Below are 21312 nucleotides of genomic sequence, written 5' to 3' on the forward strand. Positions count from 1 at the left end.
CATCGGTCCGTGTCTCGATTGACCGCTTTCATCGTTCCGTTGCAACGCGCCCTCGCGATCGCCGCCATCATCGCGCAGGGCGGCATCGCGGTCACCGGGTCGATCGTGCGCGTCACCGGCTCCGGGCTCGGCTGCCCGACGTGGCCGGAGTGCGTGCCCGGCAGCATCGTCCCGGTCGAGCACCCCGACGTCGCCGCCCTGCACCAGTGGGTCGAGTTCGGCAACCGCACCCTGTTCGGCGTCATCGGCATCATCACGGGCCTGTGCCTGGTCGCCGCGGTGCTGAACAAGCCGCGCCGCCGCCGCGTGATCGTGCTCGCCGCGGTCCAGGTCGGTGGCGTGCTCGCCCAGGCCGTGATCGGCGGCCTGACCGTCCGGCTCGGACTGGTGTGGTGGAGCGTCTCCGTCCACTTCATGGTCTCGATGGTGCTGGTGTGGTTCGCCGTGCTGCTCCTGCGGTCGCTGAGCGAGGGCGACGGACCCGCCCGCTGGCTGGTCCCCGCCGGCGCGCGCGGGCTGCAGGTCGTGATGGCCGTCGTGATGTACCTGCTGCTGATCGCGGGCACCTTCGTCACCGCCGCCGGCCCGCACGCGGGCGACTCGAAGACGCCGCGCCTGGACGTGCCTGTGCCGACGCTCGCGCAGATCCACGCCGACCTGCTGTTCCTGTTCCTGGGCATGCTGATCGCGATGGGCTTCTTCGTCCGCAACCGCTCCTACTGGGTCCTGGTGGGCGTCGTGCTCGCCCAGGGCGCGCTGGGCATGGTCCAGTACTGGACCGGCGTGCCCGAGGTGCTCGTGTCGATCCACGTCCTGGGCGCCGGTGCCGTCGTCGTCGCCACGGCGATGCTGTGGACGTCCTCACGTGAACGCACCGTCGAGGTCGAGGTGCCCGCGGCCACCGGTCAGGCGCTCAGCAAGGCCTGAGCCTCGGTCTGCCCGTTGTGCCTCGCCCAGTGGGCGGGGGTCGCCTCGAAGTTCGCGTCGATGGCGGTCCGGTCGGCGCCCGCGCCGAGCAGGACCCGGATGACGCCGAGGTGCCCGCGTTCGGCCGCCAGGTGCAGCGCGGTGACGCCCTCGCCGTGCATCGGACCGCCGAAACCGGTGCGCTGGTCCGGGTTCGCGCCCAGGTCGAGCAACGTGCGGGTGGCGTTCTCCAGACCGCACCACGCCGCCCACGCCAGCGCCGTGCCGCGGTAGACGTCCGCGTCGACGCGGGCACCGCGCTGGAGCAGCTCGCCGAACACCTCGGTGCGGTCGTTGCGCGCCGCCCACGCGAGCGCCTCGTCCAGCACCTCCTGCGGGTCGGCCGTCGGCCACCAGCGCGGGAAACCGCTGTGCGGCCGGTAGTAGCCGCGGCCCGCCTCGGGTTCCACCGCCAGGTCCAGGTCGCCCAGTCCGGCGGCGGTGCGCAGGTTCGGTGGGTGGATCCCGTGCCGTGCCAGCAGTTCCGCGGTCTCCCGGTGGCCCCAGAACAACGCGACCGTCAACGGGGTGCCGCCCGCCCCGCGCGCTTCGAGGTCGGTGCGGGCGCCCGCGGCGAGCAGCACCTCGGCCAGGTGCGGCTGGTTGGCGTACGCCGCCTGGTGCAACGCGGTCCAGCCGTGGACGTTGCGGTGGTTCACGTCGGCGCCGTCGTCGAGCAGCACCCGCACGAGGCGTTCGTCGTGTTTGGCGGTGGCCATGCCGAGCAGGTCGTTCCCGTTGGTGCCGCTGGCCTTCACCAGCCACGGGTCACGCGCGAGCAGCGCCGCCAGCTCGGCCGGGTGCTGCAGCTCGACCGCCTGGTAGGCGCGGGCGAACGGGCGCGGGTTGCGGATGTGCGCCTTGAGCGTCTTCCAGTCCTCGCACCCGTGTGCCTGCGCGAGCACGATGTGCGCGCCCTCGTCCGTCAGCGGCACACCGTCGAAGACCTCCAGCGCACCCGGCACGCCGTCCCACGCGGAGGCGAGCAGTCCGCGCGCCCGTTCCTCGTAGTACTCGATGTCGTCGCGGAACGGGTGCCACATGCACCCAAGCTACTTGGGCGACGCGGGCCTGCGCTCCCACAGGGCCGGGATTTCCGCTGAGAGCCAACCGTAGAGGTGGTCGACGGTCTTCAGCCGCATCGCCCGCTCCGGATCGCCGCTGAGCAGCCGCATGCCGTCGTCGGTCAGCGTCTGCACGCTCGCGATGGCGTGGAGCTTGCGCTGCACGAAGTCCGACCAGGCCTTCTCGTTGATCCGGTACTCCGCGGCCTGCCTGCCCCGCCGGGTCCGCTTGGTCACGAGCCCCGAGTTGACCAGGAACTTGAGGTTCGTGCTGATCGAGCCGCTGCTCGCCTCCAGCTCCTGCGACAGCTCGGCGGCGGTGCGCTCCACCGGCTGGCAGACCAGCAGGTAGCCGAGGATGCGCCCGCCGATCAGCGGGATGCCCTCCTCGGCGAAGTGGGCCGCGAACCGCTCGATCCAGGCGGACAGGCGGGTTTCCCTGCCGACGCTCATCGATGTTCCCCTTCGGTCGACACTGAAATCATCGTAGCGATCTTGTCAACGACCCAGGGGGTGGCGGTGTGGTTCAGGCGTACAGGGTGGGGTTGCCCCAGGCGAGCTCGGGCAGGTGGTTCGACCGCCCGCCGGCGATGTTCGCGCCGGCCAGCAGCGGGTGCACCGTCGTGCCCGGCCGGTAGGCGACCAGCCGCAGCCGCAGCGCGTCGGTGACGTCGAGGCTCAGCAGGCGCGGGCCGCCCTGGCCCGCCGAGCGCTGCTCGCGCGGCACCCCGTCGACGACCACCTCGAACACACCGGTCTGGCCCGCGTCCACGGCGTCGTCGAGGACGCCGACCGTGGCCTCGAAGCGGCGGAACCGGCGGCCCAGGTTGAACTCGACCTGTCCCTTCGGCTCGTGGCAGAAGCCCGAGCAGCGGTAGACGACGCTCTCGCCGTAGTGCCGGCCGTTGAGGTTCGCGCCGCCCAGCACCACGTCCGGCGAACGGGCGGCCACCGGCAACGACGTGAGGCGGGTGGTGTCGGCCGGCGGAGGGGGCGGAACGCTGCCGTCGGAGCCCGCGAACGGCCGCACGGCGTCGAGGATCTGCATCAGGTCGTAGTCGGCGGACCGGTGGTGCAGGCGCAGGTACTGGTGCCCTGCGATCGCCGCGATCGTCGGCGGCAGGTCCGCGGCCGACGGCATCGCCGTGTCCCCCACCAGGACCGGTACGACCCGCGCGCCCGCCCGCAGCGCCAGCTCGATCTCGAAGCGCACCCAGTCGCCCGGTGCGGCGATCCGCGGCACGCCCCCGTCGGCGACGGTGAGCCAGCGCGGGCCGATCACGGCCAGCAGGACCGCGCACGAGGAGGCCGCGCGGACGAGCTCCGGGTCGAACGGGACACCCGGCTCGATGCTCGCGCTGGAGCGGAACACCCGGTCGCGGCCGAGCACCCGGCTGAGCTTCCGGTCGATCAGGACGGCGCTGTCCTGGCCGTCACCACCGCGGAAGTTGATGAAGACGACACCCATGGACCATTGTGGACACAGGTGGGCCCCGCGAACTGGACATCCGCTGGACACTTCAAGGTCAATGCGCGGCGGGGTGCTCCGTTCGGCAGTGCCGCGTGCTTTTCTCGTCGCATGGCCGGTGTGTTCGTCAACTACCGCGTGAAGGACAACCCCTACGGCGCGGCGTCGATCACGCAGGTGCTGCGCGACCACTTCGGCGCCGACCTGGTCTTCCGCGACGCCGTGTCGATGGAGCCGGGCACCCACTACCCCAGCGAGATCCGCAGGGCGTTGCACGAGGCCGACGTCCTGGTCGCCGTCGTCGGGCCGCACTGGCTCGTGCCCGACCCCGGCACCGGTCGCCCGCGCCTCGAGTCACCGGGCGACTGGGTGCACGACGAGATCGCCCACGCGCTGGCGAACGGCATCCCGATCGTGCCCGTCCTGCTGGAGGACGCGCCGCGACCGAAGCACGGGGACCTCCCGGCGGGCATCCGCGGGTTCGCGAGCATCCAGGCGCAGGCGCTCAGCCACCGGCGGTTCCACCAGGACATGGCCGAGCTCGTGGCGAGGCTGGTCGGCCTGGTCCCGTCGCTCGTGGTGCCGAGCCTGTTCGCCCAGCCGCCGCAGCCGTTCGAGCCCGGTGCCGCTCCCAGCACCCTGTTGCTGCCCGAGCGCGCCGTGGTGCCGTTCCACGGCCGGGACCGCGAGCTGGCCGACCTGGTCGCGTGGGCGCACGCCTCCGCTCCCAACGCGGCCAGGCTGGTCGTCGGCCCGGCCGGCTGCGGCCGGACCCGGCTCGCGGTCGAGCTGTGCCGGCGGATGACGGCCGACGGGTGGCTCGCCGGTCTGCTCGCCGGGCAGGCGCCCGCCGCTCAGATCCGGCGCACCAGCGCGGTCGACCGGCCGCTGCTCGCCGTCGTGGACGACGCCGAGCAGCGCTCCGAGCAGCTGGTGGCGCTGGCGGAGGCGGTCGCGGCGCGGTCGGCGGTGCACGACGCCCCGACCCGCCTGCTGCTGCTCGGCCGGTCCGACGGCAGCTGGCTGACCGCGCTGCGGGAGCACCGCGACGACCGGGTGGCCGCGTTGTTCCGCACCGCGGGCCGGTCCGGCACGGTGACGTTGCAGCCCTGCCCGCCCGGTCTGTCGATCACCGCCGCCGTGACCGCGTTCGCCGGTGCCCTCGGCGTGGAGCCGGTCGCCGTCGCCGCCCCGCCGGGAACGGTCCTGGACCTCCAGGCACGCGCGCTCACCGCCGTGCTCGGCGAGACCGGCCCCGACCCACTCGCGGCGCTGCACCGGCACGACGCCGCGCTGCGCGCCGGTTCCCCCTCGCTCGCGATCATCGGGACCCTGGCGACGCTGTGCGCCCCGGCGTCGGCGGAGGAGGCCGAGGCGCTGGTCGTCCGCCTGCCCGACTTCCTCGGCCAGGACCCGGACGCCGTGCGCACGCAGGTGGCGGCGTGGTCGCGCCTGCACCCCGGCCCCTACCCGCTCACCGCGCTGCGCCCGGACGCGCTCGGCGAGCACCTCGTCGCCGCGACCCTGGCCGAGCACCCGGCACTGGTCACGACCGTGGCCGTGGCGTTCCCGGACGAGTGGCTGACCACGGCGCTCACCGTCCTCGGCCGGGCGCTGCCGCGGCACCCCGGGCTGCTGGACGCGGTCACGGCGCTGTTCCACGCCGCACCGCGCCGGCTCGAACCGCTGGTGAGCGTCGCGCTCACCCGGCTCGACGAGCCGGAGCCGTTCGCCCGCGCCATCGCGAACGAGATGGGCAAGCTCGACTGGTCGATGCAGGACGTCATGTCGTTGCTGCAGAACGTGTCCACCGGCGGCACCGCGCACGACCCGTTGCGCGGCGCCGCGATGGAGGCGCTGCTCAAGGCGTGGAACGGGTTCACCGACCAGATTCGGTCGCACAGCGGAACGCCCGTCGCGCCACCGCCGGAACCGCTCGGCCGCATCCTCACCGGCCTCACGAAGCTCGCGGAGGACTTCGCGGTGTCGTTCGTCGACCCGGGGTCCGGACGCGCCCCGCGGGGTCCGGACGGCAAACCGCTCCTGCCGCCGCAGGTGATGGGGGTGCTGCGCGACCTCTACACAGCACAGCAGCGGGAGAAGGGGGACCAGCAGGATGGATGACGACGTTCTCGCCAGCTCCGCCGTACACGCCTTGTCGCAGTACGTCATCCGCAAGAACGAGGTGGGCCCGGCCGCGTACGACGCGCGGCTGGAGGGCCTGCTCGGGCACCTGGAGGCGAAGCTGTCCGGCCCGTACCCGCAGGAGATCCTGGCGCGCTTCCTCGCGAACCCGGCCGACCCGGTCGAGGTGGAGACGCTGCGCCTGCACCTGGCGCGCGAGCTGCGCCAGGACCCCGGCTTCGGCCGCCGGCTCTACGCAGACCTGGGAGGCAGGGTCGTGACGGCACCGAAGCGCGGGCGGTGGAAGATCGCGGCGGGTGCGGCGGCGGCGGTCGTGCTGCTGCTGCTCGGGTTCATCGCCGCGAAGGCGTTCTCGTCCGGTCAGCCCGCCCCGCCGACGGCACTGCCGACCACGACGACCGCGGCGGTGACCACCACGACCGCGACGACGAGCACCACCACGGCCAGGCCGTCCTCGTCGAACGCGCTGCCGACCGGGTCGCTGCCGGCCTCGGCGGTGCCCGGTGACGGCAGCTCGCTGTCCGCGGACGCGCCGGTGTGGCTCGTCGAGCTGCCGGTGCCGGGCAACAGCTGGTCCTTCACCCGCGGCGACCACGACGTGCAGCTGACGCAGCACCAGAACTCCGCGTTCACGAGCCTCGACTCGTGCTACACGACCAGCAGCGACCAGCAGGTCAGGCTGAAGAACTTCACGCGGCTGGAGGTCGCGGCGGTCGGCACCGACGCGACGTCCGACCCGCAGCTGGTGGTGAAGTTCCAGGTGTTCGTCAACAGCGACCTGGTCAAGCCGGTCGCCGAGGTCGTGGTCAACCCCGGTGAGGCGAAGCCGCTCAAGGCCGACCTGCCGCCGAACGTGTTCGCGCTGACCCTGAGGTCGTCCGTCGCCACGGTCGACAAGGCGCAGTGCCGCTCCGGCAAGGCCGTGTGGGGCTCGCCGTACGTGGTGGCCGCCGGCGCCGCCTGAGCACGCCTTCCGGCCGGTGAAACGCCACGCGGGGGCCTTCGCACGTGTCGTGCGAAGGCCCCCGCGTGGTTCGTCAGCAGACGGGCGCGAGCGGCGTCGTCTCGTCCGGGCCGGGACGGCGGCGCCACCGGTCCAGCTTCGCGTGCTCGGCCAGCGAGATCAGCGTCTCGCGCACCGAGACGCGCAGGCGCGGGTCGCAGTCCACCACCGGCACCTGGGGCGCGATGCCCATGCCGCGGATGACGGCCTGCACGTCCGAGCGGACGGACACGTGCACGTTGTTCAACGCGATCACGTACGGGATCTTGTGGTCCTCGAAGTAGCGCATGGCGTCGACCGAGTCGGCCGGGCGCATCACGTCGAAGAGCACGACCGCGCCGACGGCACCGCGCACCACGTCGGACCAGCCCGCGCGCGGGTTTTGCCACTGCGGGGCCACGAACAGGTGCAGCGCCAGCCCGGGGTCGAGCCACACCTTGCCGAACTGGATGCGCACCAGCTCCGTGACCAGGCCCCGCTCCGGCGGCAGCGCGGTCATCGTCAGCAGGTCGTGTTCGAGGATCGACCGGATGAAGGTGCTCTTGCCGACGCCGAAGCCACCGGCGACCACAACCTTGGCCGAAGTCAGCTCCCGACCGGGAGGCCCAGGGGGCCCGAGGTCGGGAAATCTAGAGCCGACGTAGTCCACTCAGCACTCTCTCCATCAACCCGAGGTCCGGCGTGTCACCGCCCGCGGAAACAGTCTGGTGCACGTCCACCAGACCTCGTTCCGCCAGGTCGCCGAGCAACACCTTCGCGACTCCCAGCGGGAGCCGCATCAGTGCGGCCACCTCCGCGACGGATCGCGGTGAGCGGCACAGCTCGACGACGTGTTGGTGCTCAGCCTGCAAGATACCCGCAGACTGCCGGCTCTGATCATTCGCGGAGACGAGTGTCTCGATCTCGAGGTGCACGGCGGACCGGGTGCGCCCGCCCGTCCAGGCGTACGCGCGCACGATCGAGGCGTCCTGCGGCTCCACCGCGGGCACCTCGAAGGCGGGCTGTTCCTCCTGTGGCGCAAGGGGAACAGCGGCGCCGGACGCGGGGGCGTCCCGCTCGGGCCCGTCGGAGGCCGAGCGCGACCGCCGCCGCGACGAGTTCAGCGTGAACCCGTTCATCAGGTCGGCGAAGGTCTGCTCCGCGGGCGTCTCCGCCCGCCTGCGCCGCCGGGGCGCGTCAGCGGCCGAACTCATGATCACCTCACGCTGTGCAGCTGAGCTCGCAGTTCGGGGGTGAGGATCTGGCCCACCTGGTCGACGACCACGGTCATCTCGTAGGCGACCTGGCCGACGTCGCTGTCGGGCGCGGCGAGCACCGCCAGACAGGACCCGTCTCGAATGGACATGAGGAGCATGATCCCGTAGTCCATCTCGATCACGGTGCGCAACACTCCGCCGCCCTCGAAACAGCGGGAGGCGCTCATCGTCAGCGCCGTCACGCCCGACGCGATCGCGGCCAGCTGCTCCCCTCGGTCCGGCGGCAGACCTGACGACTTCGTCAGGAGCAGCCCGTCCACCGAGATGACGATCGCGTGCGCGACACCGGGCACGCGGTCGGTGAAGTTCGTGATCAGCCAACCGAACTGGTCCACCTGCCGCGACTGAGGCGTGCTCATGCCTTCTCCTGCCCGTTCCACTGGCCGTTCCCGTTGCCCTTGTCCCCCAGCGGGGCCTGGCGAAGGCCTGTCTGGTAGCTGGCCAGGAAGCCCCGCGCGCGTTCCGGATCGCGCTTGGGCCCACCGGCCGGCCGCACCCCGTTCTCGGGACGTTCCACGAGGTCGGGGAGCAGGTTCTTACGCGGCGCGCGTTTCGGCAACCCGGCATTCGTCTCCCCCGCGTCGGCCGCGGGGTCGCCCGGCTGCTCCCACACCGTGCCGGGGGCCTTCTTGCCGAACCACGAACCCGTCACGGACGGTGACGAAGACGGGCCGGGCACCTGCGGGGAGCTGTCGTCGCCGGCCGGGCCGCCCGAGCTGCCCCCGGCGAACCACGAAGACGTCGTCTCGGCCGGTGCGGCCGGCGGGACCGCCGGGCGGGCGCCGGTGCCGTGCCCGTTCGAGCCGCTGTTGCCGTTGCGGGCGCCGTTGGAGGTGCCGTTGTGGACGCCGTTGGAGGTGCCGTTGGCGGTCGGCCGGCTCGGCAGCGGCGTCTCGTCGATCGCCGCGCCGCGGAACGAGGTCCACTCCGGTGACTGGCGCTGCTCCTCGATCGCGGGGGCGACCGGGGCCGGGGCCAGGTTCGGCGTCTTCACGACCACGTGCGGTGGCTTCTGGGCCTGCTTGGGGACCTGCTTGGGCTGGGGCAGCGCGGCGTGGCGCGGTGCGGCGGGGACCTCGGCCTCCTGGTGGGAGCGCACGAGCTCGGCGGGCACGAGCACGAACGCCCGCAGCCCCTCCCCGCCCTCTCCCGCCGAACGCAGGCGCACGGTGATGCCGTGCCGTCCGGCGAGGCGGCCGACGACGAAGAGACCCATCTGGCGGGAGACCGGCACGTCCTCCTCGGTGCCGGAGGACAACCGGTCGTTGGCCTCGGCCAGCTCGGCCGGGCCCATGCCGATGCCCTGGTCGGCGACCTCGACGAGGACCGCTCCCTGCTGGTCGAGCCGGGAGCCGATGACGACCTGGGTGCTGGGCGCGGAGAACGCGGTGGCGTTGTCCAGCAGCTCGGCCACGAGCCGGACGAGGTCGCTCGCCGCGTAGCCGACGATCTCGACCGACGGCGTCGACTTCACGACGACGCGCTGGTAGTGCTCGATCTCCGACGCGGCGGCGCGCAGCACGTCGGCCAGCGCGACGGGCTGGTGGAAGCGGCGTGCGACGTCGGTGCCGGAGAGGACCATCAGGTTCTCGTTGTTGCGGCGCATGCGCGTCGCGAGGTGGTCGAGCTTGAACAGGTTCGCGAGCTGCTCGGGGTTCTCCTCGTGGCGCTCCAGCTCCTCCATGAGCTTGAGCTGGCGTTCGACGAGGCCCTGCGAGCGGCGCGACAGGTTGACGAAGATGTTCTTCATGCCCGACCGCATCGACGACTGCTCGACGGCGGAGCGGATGGCCTGCTCGTGCACCGCGTCGAACGCGCGGGCGAGCTGGCCGAACTCCTCGCTGGTGTGCACGGGCACCGGTTCGATCGTGGTGTCCGGCTGGCGGTCGGCGCGGATCGCGGCGACGACCTGGGGCAGGTGGTGGTGCGCCACGTCGAGCGCGGAGTGCCGCAGCTCCGACAGCGAGCGCAGCAGGTAGCGGCCGATGACGAAGCCGAGCGTCACGGCGACGAGCAGCATCGCCAGCAGGACCACCGCGGCGGCACCGGCCTTGTCGGACGTGTCGTCCTGCAGCGCGGCCGACGAGCTCGCGAGCTCGTCCTGCAGGCCGCGGGTGACCTGCTCCATGAGCCGCGCGGTGGTGCCGGAGGCCTTGTTCCACTCGTCGACGGCGATGCCGAGCGTCGAGGCGGGGTCGGGCCGGGGCTGACCGGGCCTGACCGGGATCGGGGTGCCGTCGGGCTGGGTGAGCGCGCGCTCGACGAGCTTGCCGCGGGCGGCGACCTCGGCGCCGGTGACGGTCTGGTCGTAGTCGCGGCGCTGGCCGCCGGTGGCGACGGCCTGGAAGTCGCCGAGGCGGTCCTGCAGGCGGATGTCGGACTGCTCCAGCGAGCGGACCTCGGTGCCGAGCAGCTTGCCGCGGCCGATGCCCGCGAGCACGATCGCGTGCTGCTGCGAGACCTGTTCCTGCGCGATGACCATGTTGTGCAGGCCGATGGCGGTGCCGGAGATGGCCTGGTCGCCGAACTGGCTGATCAGCGCCTGCTCGAAGTCCAGCAACGACTTCACGACACCGGTGTAGCCGGCCGTGGCCTCCGCCGAGTCGCCGTTGCCGGTGGTCACCTTCTCGCGGAAGGTCTTGAGCTGACCGATCTGGTCGCCCATCTCCGTGAAGCGGCTGCGGGCGACGTCGCTCAGGCCGGCGGTGCGCTCGACGCGGCGGCGCACGGTCGCGGCGGCGTTGTCCGTGGCGCTGATCTGGTTCTGGTAGGCGCCCACACCGGAGCCGCTCGTGGCGCTCTGCGCGGCGAGCGTGCGTTCCTGCTGGACGCTGGAGATCAGCGGCGCGAGGTCGGCCCTCAGCTTGACCAGTCCCTGCATCCGCACGTACGAGTTCGACCGGTCGACGTACCCGTTGATCTGCAGTGCGCCCGCACCGACGGCCACGGCCACGGGGACCAGCAGCACGACGCCGAGCTTGACCGGCAGCCTCCAGTTGCGCCAGTCGCTGATCTTTCTCCACTCGACATTCACGAAATGATCCCCACGGCGCGCTCGAAGTGCCCCACTATCGGCTACCTCCTGGCCGGTGAATCCCCACGAGTTGAGTCACCCGGGGGTTCGATATCGAGATCCGCCGCATCGGGTGTGTGCGGATAGTAGGCCAGAGAGCGTGCGGCTACAACGACCTCAGGCGTGCACGATTGATCACCGGCTGTCACGAGCAACCTCTTGGGGTGGTGTTGCACGCGCAAGGGATTGACTCGCCGCCACGCGTGGTTACGCTGGCGCCCTCCACCTCCGGCACGGCAGCGGCGTCCGCGCACGCGCCCGCCGGGTACTCCCCGTAACGAAACGAGCGGTTGATGACGAAGGCGCTGCCCTCCGTGTCACGCCCGGCGACGCCCGGTTTCGCGACCTTTGACGACTCCCGTCACTCATTGCTCATAGACGGTGACGGTGAGCCGGATTTCAGTGCCATCCAAACGAGTGAGGATTTCCTCGTCCTGAAGCGCCGGGTGACACGTTTCATTCTTCCCGCAACCGGTTTGTTCCTCACGTGGTACGTCACGTTCGTGTTGCTTTCGGCTTACGCCGCCGATTTCATGCGCACTCCGCTGTTCGGAACGGTGAACGTCGGCCTGACGCTCGGATTCCTCCAGATCGTCACGACCGTCGTCATCACAATGGCGTACGCGCGCTACTCCAAGAAGCGGCTCGACCCCCAGGTCGACCGGGTCCGTGCGCTCGCCGGCGCTGATGAGGAGCTCGCGTGACCGGGGCGAACACCGCGATCAACCTGTCCGTCTTCGGCATCTTCGTCCTGCTCACGCTCTACGTCGTCTACCGGGCGTCGACCAGGAACGTGAGCGCGTCGGACTACTACGCCGCGGGCAGCAGCTTCACCGGGACGCAGAACGGCATCGCACTGTCGGGTGACTTCCTGTCCGCCGCGTCGTTCCTGGGCATCTCCGGTGCCATCGCCGTCAACGGCTACGACGGGTTCCTGTACTCGATCGGGTGGGTCGTCGCCTGGCTGATCGGCCTGATGCTGATCGCCGAGCGCCTGCGCAACACCGGCCGCTACACCATGGGCGACGTCATGGCGTTCCGGATGCGCCAGCGCCCGGTGCGCGCCGCGGCCGCCAACTCGACGCTGGTCATCTCGATCTTCTACATGATCGCCCAGATGGCGGGCGCCGGCGGTCTCATGGCGCTGCTCCTCGACGTCCACAGCAAGGTCGGCCAGGCCGTCATCATCGCCGTCGTGGGCATCGTCATGGTGCTGTACGTGCTGGTCGGCGGCATGAAGGGCACCACGTGGGTGCAGATCATCAAGGCCGTCCTGCTCCTGCTGACCGTGTCGCTGCTGACCATCTTCCTGATCGGCAAGTTCGGCTTCGACCTGTCCTCGATGCTCGACCGCGCCACCCAGCGGTCGCCGCGCGGTGAGGCCGTGCTGTCGCCGGGCGTGAAGTACGGCGCCACCGACCTGTCCAAGATCGACTTCCTGTCGCTGGCGCTGGCCCTCGTGCTCGGCACGGCGGCACTCCCCCACGTGCTGATGCGCTTCTACACGGTGCCCAACGCGCGCGAGGCGCGTCGTTCGGTCGTGTGGGCGACGTGGATGATGGCGATCTTCTACTCGTGCACCCTGGTCATCGGCTTCGGCGCGATGGCGCTGGTGGGCTCGGACAAGATCACCAGCGCTCCCGGCGGCGAGAACTCGGCGGCCCCGCTGCTGGCGTTCCAGATCGGCGGGGCGGTGCTGCTCGGCGTCGTGTGCGCGGTGGCGTTCGCAACGATCCTCGCGGTGGTCGCCGGTCTGACGCTGACCGCGTCGGCCTCCTTCGCGCACGACGTGTACGCCAACGTGATCAAGCGCGGTGAGGCCGACCCGCGCGACGAGGTCAGGGTCGCCCGCTACACCGCGGTCGGCGTCGGCGTGCTCGCGATCGCCGGTGGCATCGCGGCGAACGGCCAGAACGTCGCCTTCCTGGTCGCGCTCGCGTTCGCGCTGGCGGCCTCGGCGAACCTGCCGACGCTGCTCTACTCCATGTTCTGGAAGCGGTTCAACACCCGCGGCACGCTGTGGAGCATGTACGGCGGCCTCACGTCGTGCGTGCTGCTCATCGTGTTCTCCCCCGCCATCTCCGGTTCGCCGTCGTCGGTGTTCCCCGACGTCGACTTCGCCTTCTTCCCGCTCAGCAACCCCGGCATCGTGTCGATCCCGCTGTCGTTCCTGGCCGGGTACCTGGGCACGGTGTCCGGCGGCGAGCCGGCCGACCGGGAGAAGCAGGCGGAGATGGAGGTCCGCGGGCTGACCGGGATCGGGTCAGACCTCCGCTAGCAGGGAGCCGAGCGCCTCGTTGAAGACCTCGGGGCGTTCGAGGTTGGGCATGTGCGCGGCCCCGTGCACGACGACGAGGGTCGAGCCGGGGACGCGTTCGTGCATGTACTCCGCGTCGCGCACCGGCGTGTACTCGTCGTCGCTGCCGACCACCACCAGGGTCGGCACCTCGATGGTGCCCAGCAGGTCGGTGTAGTCGGGGCGTTCGGCCCTGCCGCGCAACGCCGCCGCGGCACCCTCCGGCGGCGCGTCGTGCATCATCCGGCTGACGTGGGCGGCGACCTCGGGCAGCGCCTCGGCGTTGTGCGGCGCCACCATCTTCGTGAGCACCTCGCCGGCGTAGCCGGACATGCCCTCGCGCAGCAGCCGGTCGGCCATGGCGTTGCGGTGGACCTTGCCCTCCGGCGTCTCGGCCTGGGCGAAGGTGTCCGCGAGCACGAGACCGCGGATGCGCTCGCCGAACAGCCGCTGGCACTCCAGGACGACCTGGCCGCCCATGGACAGGCCGCCGAGCACGAACCGGTCGACGCCGAGGTGGTCGAGCAGGCCCGCGACGTCCTGGGCGAACGCCGACAGCGGCGTGACACCGGGCACGACGGTCGTCTCGCCGTAGCCGCGCAGGTCGGCCGCGACCACCCGCCAGCCCCGCCGGCCGAAGTGCTCGACCTGCGGGCGCCACATCGTGCGGTCGAACGGGTGGCCGTGCACCAGGACGAGCACGTGGCCGCTCACGCCCTCGTCGTCGTAGCCGATCGTGATGCCGTTGACGTCCGCCTTCACCGAATCCCCCGAGGTGGTGTGGAACGACTACCGGGTGGCCGCCGCCCTGATCGCCGCGCTCATCCGGGCAGCCGCCTCCTCACCGGTGTACCGGAACCCGAGCGTCGGCTCGGTCAGCTCCAGCTCCAGCAGCAGCGGTGCCCCGTCCGCGTCCTCGACGACGTCGACGCGGGCGTACAGCAGCTCCTCGCGCGGCACCGCGAGCAGGTCTGCGGCCGCGTCCAGCACCGCGTCACCGAGTGCGCGCTGCGCCGCCGACGGTTCGACGCCCGCCAGCTTCTCCTCCAGGTACAGGCCGTTGTCGGACCCGGCACCGCCCCTGGCGAGCATCGGTCCCTTGTGGAACGAGTGCGAGTACTCGCCGGCGAAGTACACCAGCGCCGTCTCCCCGTTGGCGTCCACACTGGACTGGTAGGGCTGCACGAGCGCCGTCTTTCCCAGCGAGCGCAGGTGTGCCAGCGCCAGGTCGTGGTCGGTGAACCGGCCCGCGCCGCGCGAGCCCGCGCCGACCGCCGGCTTCACCACGAACTCGCCGGACGGCCACTCGGGCGTCTCATCGGGCCGCACGACGAACGTCGGCACCACCGGCACCCCGCGGCCGGCCAGCTCGACCAGGTAGGACTTGTCGGTGTTCCAGCGGACCACCGCGGCCGGGTTCGCGAGCACCGGCACCGTGTCGCACCACGCCAGGAACTCGTCGAACCGCTCGGGGTAGTCCCACGGCGCCCGCAGCACCGCGAGGTCGGCGTCGACCGGACCGCCCCACACCTGCCACGTGACGTCCACGCCGTCGCGGGCCAGCGCGTCGAACAGCGCGTCGTCGTCACCGTCGCCCTTGGGCAGCTCCGCGCAGGAGACCAGGACGACCCTCACGACTGCATCTTGGCCATCTTGCGGCGGTGCTCGGCACCGATCTTGGTCGCGGCGGTGGTCTCGCGGTCCCACTCGGCGGGCTCGACGCCGGGGGCGGCCTCGACGGCGGCGGTCGCGGACTCCACGTCCTCGGTCATCACGTCGCCCATGGCACCGTCCGCACCGACGAGCACGATCCGGGCACCGGCCCGGCCGATCGGCTCGACGACCGCGCGAACGGCCTGGTCCGGCTTGCCGTGGGCCTTCACGAACTCGGCGATGCGCTTCTGCGCGGTTTGATCAGACACGTCCCACACTCTAAAACCAGCAGGTAACTTCGGACGGGTGACCACCGACACGCTCACGTCCTACCTCGCCTGGTACTTCGACCAGCACCCCGCGCACGCGGCGCAGGTCGGTTCCCTCCCGCACTACGCGACGTTCGGCGACTTCTCCTCCTCTGCCTTCGAGAACCGGGCGAGGGAGAACGCCGCGTGGCTCGCGAAGCTGGAGGCGGAGCCGGCGTCGGTGGACCGCGACCTCGTGCTGTCGGTGCTGCGCGGTGAGCTCGCCGCGGAGACGTGGCCCGCGTGGCGGCGCGACCCGCACGCGTACACGGGCATGTTGTTCTTCGGGCTGCTCGCACCGTTCCTGCACCGCCTGCTGCCCGAGGCGGAGCTCGTCACCGCCATCGCCGCGAAGCTGCGGGAGGTGCCGTCGGTGCTGGCGGCGGCCCAGCACAACCTCGACCCGGCGCTCGCGGCGCCGCTGGTCGTGCGGCGCGCCCTCGGCCAGGTGCGGACCGGGCGGTCGTTCGTCCTTGACACGCTGCCGCTGGAGGTGTCCGCACCGGAGCTGCGCGCGGAGCTCGTGGAGGCCGCGCTGCCCGCCGCGGAGGCGTTCGACCGGTTCGCGGTGTTCCTGGAGGACCTGGCCCTGCGCGCCACCGGCGACTGGCGGATGGGCGAGAAGCTGTACTCGACCCTCTTGCAGGACAAGGAGATGCTCGGGTACGGGGCGCCGGAGCTGCACCGCCGCGGGCAGGACGCGTACGCGGGGCTGGAGGCCGAGCTGGTCGAGCTCGCGGGCACACCGGACTGGCGCGCGGTGATGAGCTCGCTGCAGGACGACCACCCGCCGACGCTGGCGGCGATGCGCGCGGAGTACGAGGCCGAGACGGCGCGGGCGCGGGCGGCGCTGGTCGAGCACCGGCTGGTGACGCTGCCGGAGGGCGAGGAGTGCCGGGTCGTGCCGTCGCCGCCGTTCCACCGCGCGGTGATGGCCGTGGCGAGCTACGTCGGCCCGCCGCCGATGACCGCGGGCCGGCTCGGGCACTTCTTCGTGCCGTTCACCCCGGACGGCGCCTCCGACGTCGACGTCACCCAGCGGCTGCGCACCAACGCCCGTTCGCAGCTCCCGACGATCTCCGTGCACGAGGCCTACCCCGGCCACCACTGGCACGCGTCGTGGGTCGCGGCGCAGGAGGACGCGCACCCGCTGCGCTGGGTGTTCCGGACGCCGTACTTCTCCGAGGGCTGGGCGCTGTACGCGGAGAAGCTGCTGCGCTCGGTCGGCCACTACACGACACCGGGCGCGGTGATGGGCCACGTCGAGGCGCGGCTGTTCCGCGCGGCGCGGATGGTCGTCGACACGGCGTTGCACTGCGGCGACATGACCCCGGACGAGGCGGAGTCGTTCATGGTGGAGCGCACGGCGCTGACGCCCGGCACGGCGGCGGGTGAGGTGCGCCGGTACTGCTCGTGGCCGACGCAGGCACCGTCCTACCTGACCGGTGCGCTGGAGATCGACCTGATCCGCGAGGACTACCTGGCCGCGGGGCTGGGGTCGCTGCGCGACTTCCACGACCGCATCGCCGGGTCGGGTGCCCTGCCGCTGGGGCTCGCGCGGCGCGTGGCGCTCGGCGAGGAGTAGCGGCCACGGGGTGGACCGCCCCGTGCTCCCGCGTGGTGGGACCGGGAACATCGGGTGGCGGGCCGCAGTTGTCCGGGGTGAGCCGATCTAGGAGGACAGATGCCCAAGGCAGTGGTGGTGCGCGCGGCCGGTGGTCCGGAGGTGCTGGAGCACGCGGACGTGGACGCGCGCACACCCGGTGACGGCGAGCTGCTGGTGCGGGTGAGCGCCGCGGGCGTGAACTACATCGACACCTACCAGCGCAGCGGGCTCTACCCCGTGCCGCTGCCGACCGCACTGGGCCTGGAGGGCGCGGGCGAGGTCGTCGAGTCCCGCTCGCCGGACTTCGCGGTGGGCGACCGGGTGGCGTGGATGTCCGTGCTGGGCAGCTACGCGACCGAGGTCGTGGTGCCGGCCGCAGCCGCCGTGAAGGTGCCCGACGGGCTGGACGTGGAGCTCGCGGCCGCCGCGCTGCTGCAGGGCATCACCGCGCACTACCTCGTGCACTCGACGTACCGGGTGAAGGCCGGTGACCGGGTGCTCGTGCACGCGGCGGCCGGCGGTGTCGGCCTGCTGCTGACCCAGTGGGCCAAGTCGTACGGCGCGCACGTGATCGGCACCGTGTCGACCGACGAGAAGGAGGCGCTGGCCCGCGAGGCCGGCGCGGACGAGGTGCTGCGCTACGGGGACTTCGCCGCGCAGATCGACAAGGTCGACGTGGTCTACGACGGCGTCGGCGCGGACACGTTCGACCAGTCACTGGCCTCGCTGAAGCCACGGGGCCTGCTGGCCCTGTTCGGCGCGTCGTCCGGCCCGGTGCCGCCGGTGGACCCGCAGCGGCTCAACGCCGCCGGCTCGGTGTTCCTGACCCGGCCGTCGACCGGCGCGTACCTGCTGGACCGCGCCGAGTTCGAGTGGCGCGCGGCGGACCTGTTCTCGGCGATCTCCTCGGGCACGCTGTCGGTGCGCGTCGGCGGCCGCTACCGGCTGGCCGAGGCCGCGCAGGCGCACACGGACCTGCAGTCGCGCCGCACGACCGGCAAGCTGCTGCTCCTGCCCTGACCCTGACCGAGGTGCACGCGGGGACCTTCCGTGCACTTGTGGTGCACGCGGGGAGCTTCCGTGCACTTGTGGTGCACGCGGGGAGCTTTCGTGCACTTGCGGCGCACGCGGGGAGCTTTTGTGCACTTGTGGTGCACGGAAGGTCCCCGCGTGCGGTCAACGGCTACTGCGCGGCGGTGACCTTCACGCCGTCGATCACGAAGACGAGCGTTTCGTTCGGCTTGATGCCGCCGCCACCCTGCCCGTAGCCCTTGGCGGGCGGCACGACCAGCAGCCGGCGCCCCTTCTCCTTCAGGCCGACGATGCCCTCGTTCCAGCCGTCGATGACCTGCGCCTGCCCGACGTTCTCCACGTCGAACGGCTCGCCGCGCTCGAACGAGCTGTCCAGCACCTTCTTGTCGCTGAACGTCGTGAGCTGGTAGTTCACCGACGCCGTCGTACCCGGCTTCACCTCGGCACCGGTGCCGGTCACGAGGTCCTTGACGATGAGCTCGCCGGTGGGCTTGCAGGCCGGGATCTCGACCTTCGGCGCCTTGCCGAAGTCCCCGGTGACCTTGAAGTCCTCCGCCTTGCAGGGGGCGGAGGCGTCGGCGGCGGGCTTCTCCTCGGTGCCGCACGCCGCGAGTGCGGTGGTGGCCAGGGCGAGGGAAGCGATGAGCAGGACGGTGCGCATGACCGGGCAGCTTATGGGCGGCGGTGTGAGCGGGGTGTAGCAGGCCGGTCGCGGGACGCCGCCACCCCGATTCCACCTGACTCGGAATTACGTGCCGAGCGGGTGAAAGGAGTCCGCCACTTGGAGCGGGTCCAATCCGGGCGAACACAGGCCACGGGTGCGTTCGGGTGGGTGGGTCACCCTCATCCGACACGAGGGCGGAACTTCGCGACGCCGCGTCACCGGAGCGCACGGGTGCGAACGAGCGGGTGCGCCGGAAGATGACTATTCCGGCCGGGAATATCGCACGATCAGCAGCTTCCTTATCTTTTGACCGACGCGTACAGTAACTCCGCGCACTTGATCGGACACTGAGAGCATTCGTCCGATCGGGTAGCGACCATTGAGGTGATCCAGGAGGTGGGACTTGTGTCCGCGGAGGCCGGAGGCATCCGCAGCAACCTGATCCAGGAGTTGTTCTGGACCCGGACCGGGTTGCTACTCCTCGTACTCGTCGTCACGTCCGGGGTGTCGCTCGCCATTTCCAGTCAAATGGACGTGGGGACGGCGCGGAACTTCTTGACGTCGGTCGGCACCGGAACGCTCATTTCCGCTGTCGTGAGCTTCACGCAGACGCTGATCACGTCCAGGGCGGCGCACACGGCGCTGCTCACACCCGTGGTCGAGGAAAGCCGCAAGGCGCTGAAGGAGCTGAGCGAGGAGTACCGGGCGCTCGACCGGGAGTTCTTCCCCAGCCACGTGTTCGAGCCGACGGCCACGCCGGACCCGGTGTTCAACCAGCTCATGATGCAGGACCTGGAGCGGACGCGGCTGTACTGCTTCCGCGGGTTCGCGGGGCGGTACGCGGCGGGCCGGGTGCTGCTGTCGCAGACGGAGTGCGAGCTCAGGGCGGTGCTGGCGGACCCGCGCGACGACAACGCCCTCAGCGGTCGGGCGCGGTACCTGTTGCGCAACGAGGGCGCCGACGGCGACTACGAGGAGATCCAGCGCCGGCTCAAGGAACAGATCAGAATCGGTCTCGTCGGGCTGTACGCGGCCAGGAGCAGGTGCAGCAGAATCGACGTCACCATCGTTTCCGACCCACCGCTCGACCGGCTCGAACTGTTCGACGACAGCGCCTGGCTCACGTTGTACAGCAACACGGCCGGAGTGCTCAGGCCATATCCGCGGACGCTGCGGTTCACGGAGAGTTCGTTCCTGTACGCAATGGAACGCGCGGAGTTCCTGCGGATCAGCAACTCCAGGGCCGGATACCACTTCGTCATCACGCCGGGCACCTCCCGCGCCGACTTCCTGGCGTTGTTCGAGAAGATCACCGGAACACCCCTCGGCGACGACGGGTTCACCGAGCTCGAAGAGAAGTTCCACGCATTTCGCCGCGAATTCTCCGCTTCCGCTCAGTTGAGGAGCTGATCGATCTTGCTAGCCGAGTTCACCGGGGTGTCCGCGCTCGACGAGCTCACCGCTCGGGTCAAGCGCGCCGACCCTCCCGTGGTCGAGCACTGGGCCGAGGTCGGCGGGTGGTTCCGCGAGTGGGCGGCACGGCCGGAGCTGCGCAAGGAGCTGCGCGCGCACATCGACGGGCTCACACCGCAGCAGGCGACGTGGGTGATCGCGCACTCGCGGGAGACGACGACGCACTTCGCGTGGTGCCTGCGTGACGAGCCGGGTGAGCCGTTCACGTTCTGGCTGCACGAGTACAAACCGCTCGCCGACTGGCGCACGGGCTACGCGGACTCGGTGCACAACCACCGCTACCACTTCTGCACGACCATCCTCAGCGGCGCCTACCTGCACGAACGCTTCGACGCACGGCTGGGCGTCGGCGGACGTTCGATCATCAGCACCGAGCTGACCAAGCGCACGCAGTGCGCCGCGGGCACCACGGGCACGCTGCTCGCGCACGAGTTCCACCGGATCCCTCGCGCGGCGGACGGCACGATGACGTTCCTCGTCAAGTCACGGGCCGTCACGCCGTGGAGCCTCAGCTACGACCCGGACACCGGCGTCAGCCACCGGCACGTGCCGGTCGAGGAGCGGCTGGAGGATCTGACGAACAACCTCTGAAGCCTCTGCGGCCGGGTTCGGCGCGCGCCTACCATCAGCCCACCTGCCAGGAGGGCTGATGATGCGTACGCGCACGATGATTCCGAGATCTGTCATAGCGGACGTGGAGCAACGGGTGCGGCGGCTGTGCGAGGACCTGGCCGCCAAGCTGCAGTTCCACGGCTGGCACCACGTGAGCTTCGTCCGCGACAAGGCCGTGCACTTCGCCGGCCGCAACGGCGCCGCCGCCGACGTCGTCGAGGTGGCCGCGCTGGTGCACGACCTCAACTACATGGTCCGGCGCAACTCGCTGCCGACCGACGGCGCGGCGCTGCGCCGCAAGACGCTGTTCGTCGCGGGGGTGTGCGTCGGCGACATCGACTGGATCGAGCGGATCGTGGTCGAGGCGGAGATGCGGACCCGCCACCGCGACATCTCACCGGAGGCGCAGGCGCTGTCCGACGCGGACACCCTGTTCAAGGCGCTGCCGGTCACACCGGTCGTCCTCGCCCACAAGTACCTGCAGGAGAACGGCATCACGCTGCGGGAGCTCGCGCACAAGATCGTCGGCGAGCAGGTGGGCAAGGCCGACGAGGGCTACTACTTCTACGACGAGGAGGCCGCCGCGACCTACACCCGGTGGGCCGAGGCGAACCTGTCGCTGTGGCGGTGCATCGTGGAGTCGCTCGACGACCCGTGCGTCGAGGACCTGCTCGCGAAGGTGGCTTCGTGACC

21 protein-coding genes are annotated in these 21312 nt (G+C 71.2%); 10 read left to right on the forward strand and 11 right to left on the reverse strand.

Annotation, left to right across the window (positions count from 1 at the left end):
- Positions 1-9: 9 nt before the first annotated feature.
- Positions 10-927: a COX15/CtaA family protein gene (locus ACZ7CD_RS35145; protein ID WP_458431219.1), complete on the forward strand. Its 918-nt coding sequence runs from the start codon at positions 10-12 to the stop codon at positions 925-927.
- On the opposite strand, the gene ACZ7CD_RS35150 is transcribed toward ACZ7CD_RS35145, so the two are convergent.
- From ACZ7CD_RS35150 to ACZ7CD_RS35160, 3 genes are all read right to left on the reverse strand, one after another.
- Positions 906-2009 (reverse strand): ankyrin repeat domain-containing protein, encoded by a 1104-nt coding sequence (locus ACZ7CD_RS35150; protein WP_470380589.1) that lies wholly within the window; start codon positions 2007-2009, stop codon positions 906-908. The genes ACZ7CD_RS35145 and ACZ7CD_RS35150 overlap by 22 nt on opposite strands.
- 9 nt (positions 2010-2018) lie before the next feature.
- Entirely contained in the window at positions 2019-2483 is a 465-nt protein-coding gene (locus ACZ7CD_RS35155; RefSeq protein WP_360400270.1) for a GbsR/MarR family transcriptional regulator, read from the reverse strand.
- A gap of 73 nt (positions 2484-2556) precedes the next feature.
- Positions 2557-3498, reverse strand: a complete 942-nt coding sequence (locus ACZ7CD_RS35160) for an NPCBM/NEW2 domain-containing protein (protein ID WP_470380590.1) — start codon at positions 3496-3498, stop codon at positions 2557-2559.
- A gap of 111 nt (positions 3499-3609) precedes the next feature.
- On the opposite strand from ACZ7CD_RS35160, the gene ACZ7CD_RS35165 reads away from it, so the two are divergent.
- Both ACZ7CD_RS35165 and ACZ7CD_RS35170 read left to right on the forward strand, forming a co-directional pair.
- The gene (locus tag ACZ7CD_RS35165) at positions 3610-5622 is read left to right on the forward strand and encodes a toll/interleukin-1 receptor domain-containing protein (protein WP_470380591.1); all 2013 of its coding nucleotides are present in this window, start codon (positions 3610-3612) and stop codon (positions 5620-5622) included.
- Positions 5615-6607 (forward strand): hypothetical protein, encoded by a 993-nt coding sequence (locus tag ACZ7CD_RS35170; protein ID WP_470380592.1) that lies wholly within the window; start codon positions 5615-5617, stop codon positions 6605-6607. The genes ACZ7CD_RS35165 and ACZ7CD_RS35170 overlap by 8 nt, the downstream gene beginning before the upstream one ends.
- A 73-nt stretch (positions 6608-6680) precedes the next feature.
- Here the strand turns inward: ACZ7CD_RS35170 and ACZ7CD_RS35175 are convergent, their stop codons facing one another.
- From ACZ7CD_RS35175 to ACZ7CD_RS35190, 4 genes are read right to left on the reverse strand one after another with little or no spacing between them, the layout of a single operon-like run.
- Positions 6681-7217, reverse strand: a complete 537-nt coding sequence (locus ACZ7CD_RS35175) for a GTP-binding protein (protein WP_360400258.1) — start codon at positions 7215-7217, stop codon at positions 6681-6683.
- Positions 7218-7275: 58 nt separating this feature from the next.
- Positions 7276-7839, reverse strand: coding sequence for a DUF742 domain-containing protein (locus ACZ7CD_RS35180; RefSeq protein WP_360400255.1), 564 nt, complete (start codon positions 7837-7839; stop codon positions 7276-7278).
- A gap of 2 nt (positions 7840-7841) precedes the next feature.
- A complete protein-coding gene (locus ACZ7CD_RS35185; RefSeq protein ID WP_053738309.1) occupies positions 7842-8261 on the reverse strand; it encodes a roadblock/LC7 domain-containing protein in 420 nt (139 codons plus the stop codon).
- The gene (locus ACZ7CD_RS35190; protein WP_470380593.1) at positions 8258-10936 is read right to left on the reverse strand and encodes a nitrate- and nitrite sensing domain-containing protein; all 2679 of its coding nucleotides are present in this window, start codon (positions 10934-10936) and stop codon (positions 8258-8260) included. Before ACZ7CD_RS35190 ends, ACZ7CD_RS35185 begins: the two co-directional genes overlap by 4 nt.
- 332 nt (positions 10937-11268) lie before the next feature.
- On the opposite strand from ACZ7CD_RS35190, the gene ACZ7CD_RS35195 reads away from it, so the two are divergent.
- Together ACZ7CD_RS35195 and ACZ7CD_RS35200 are read left to right on the forward strand one after the other, a co-directional pair.
- The gene (locus tag ACZ7CD_RS35195; RefSeq protein WP_360400249.1) at positions 11269-11679 is read left to right on the forward strand and encodes a DUF485 domain-containing protein; all 411 of its coding nucleotides are present in this window, start codon (positions 11269-11271) and stop codon (positions 11677-11679) included.
- On the forward strand, positions 11676-13253 hold the full coding sequence (locus tag ACZ7CD_RS35200; protein ID WP_470380594.1) for a solute symporter family protein: 1578 nt from the start codon (positions 11676-11678) through the stop codon (positions 13251-13253). Before ACZ7CD_RS35195 ends, ACZ7CD_RS35200 begins: the two co-directional genes overlap by 4 nt.
- On the opposite strand, the gene ACZ7CD_RS35205 is transcribed toward ACZ7CD_RS35200, so the two are convergent.
- From ACZ7CD_RS35205 to ACZ7CD_RS35215, 3 genes are read right to left on the reverse strand one after another with little or no spacing between them, the layout of a single operon-like run.
- On the reverse strand, positions 13239-14033 hold the full coding sequence (locus ACZ7CD_RS35205) for an alpha/beta fold hydrolase (protein ID WP_470380595.1): 795 nt from the start codon (positions 14031-14033) through the stop codon (positions 13239-13241). The two genes, ACZ7CD_RS35200 and ACZ7CD_RS35205, sit on opposite strands and share 15 nt — an antisense overlap.
- A 27-nt stretch (positions 14034-14060) precedes the next feature.
- Positions 14061-14906 carry an ATP-grasp domain-containing protein gene (locus ACZ7CD_RS35210; RefSeq protein WP_470380596.1) on the reverse strand — a complete coding sequence of 282 codons (846 nt, stop codon included), beginning with the start codon at positions 14904-14906 and terminating at the stop codon, positions 14061-14063.
- A complete protein-coding gene (locus ACZ7CD_RS35215; protein ID WP_360400237.1) occupies positions 14903-15193 on the reverse strand; it encodes a hypothetical protein in 291 nt (96 codons plus the stop codon). Before ACZ7CD_RS35215 ends, ACZ7CD_RS35210 begins: the two co-directional genes overlap by 4 nt.
- A 37-nt stretch (positions 15194-15230) precedes the next feature.
- Here ACZ7CD_RS35215 and ACZ7CD_RS35220 point away from each other — a divergent pair, with 37 nt between their 5' ends.
- Positions 15231-16817 carry a DUF885 domain-containing protein gene (locus tag ACZ7CD_RS35220; RefSeq protein WP_470380597.1) on the forward strand — a complete coding sequence of 529 codons (1587 nt, stop codon included), beginning with the start codon at positions 15231-15233 and terminating at the stop codon, positions 16815-16817.
- A 99-nt stretch (positions 16818-16916) separates the two neighbouring features.
- Positions 16917-17858, forward strand: a complete 942-nt coding sequence (locus ACZ7CD_RS35225; RefSeq protein ID WP_360400231.1) for a quinone oxidoreductase family protein — start codon at positions 16917-16919, stop codon at positions 17856-17858.
- Positions 17859-18021: 163 nt separating this feature from the next.
- Here the strand turns inward: ACZ7CD_RS35225 and ACZ7CD_RS35230 are convergent, their stop codons facing one another.
- Positions 18022-18531, reverse strand: coding sequence for an FKBP-type peptidyl-prolyl cis-trans isomerase (locus ACZ7CD_RS35230; protein WP_360400228.1), 510 nt, complete (start codon positions 18529-18531; stop codon positions 18022-18024).
- A gap of 408 nt (positions 18532-18939) precedes the next feature.
- On the opposite strand from ACZ7CD_RS35230, the gene ACZ7CD_RS35235 reads away from it, so the two are divergent.
- The 3 genes from ACZ7CD_RS35235 to ACZ7CD_RS35245 all read left to right on the forward strand — a co-directional run bounded on the left by ACZ7CD_RS35235 (position 18940) and on the right by ACZ7CD_RS35245 (position 21310).
- Positions 18940-19944 carry a hypothetical protein gene (locus ACZ7CD_RS35235; protein ID WP_360400335.1) on the forward strand — a complete coding sequence of 335 codons (1005 nt, stop codon included), beginning with the start codon at positions 18940-18942 and terminating at the stop codon, positions 19942-19944.
- A 6-nt stretch (positions 19945-19950) separates the two neighbouring features.
- On the forward strand, positions 19951-20598 hold the full coding sequence (locus tag ACZ7CD_RS35240) for a hypothetical protein (RefSeq protein ID WP_360400225.1): 648 nt from the start codon (positions 19951-19953) through the stop codon (positions 20596-20598).
- A gap of 61 nt (positions 20599-20659) precedes the next feature.
- Positions 20660-21310 (forward strand): HD family phosphohydrolase, encoded by a 651-nt coding sequence (locus ACZ7CD_RS35245; protein ID WP_470371063.1) that lies wholly within the window; start codon positions 20660-20662, stop codon positions 21308-21310.
- The last annotated feature ends 2 nt before the right edge of the window (positions 21311-21312 follow it).

Source organism: Lentzea sp. NPDC036949 (assembly GCF_055608075.1).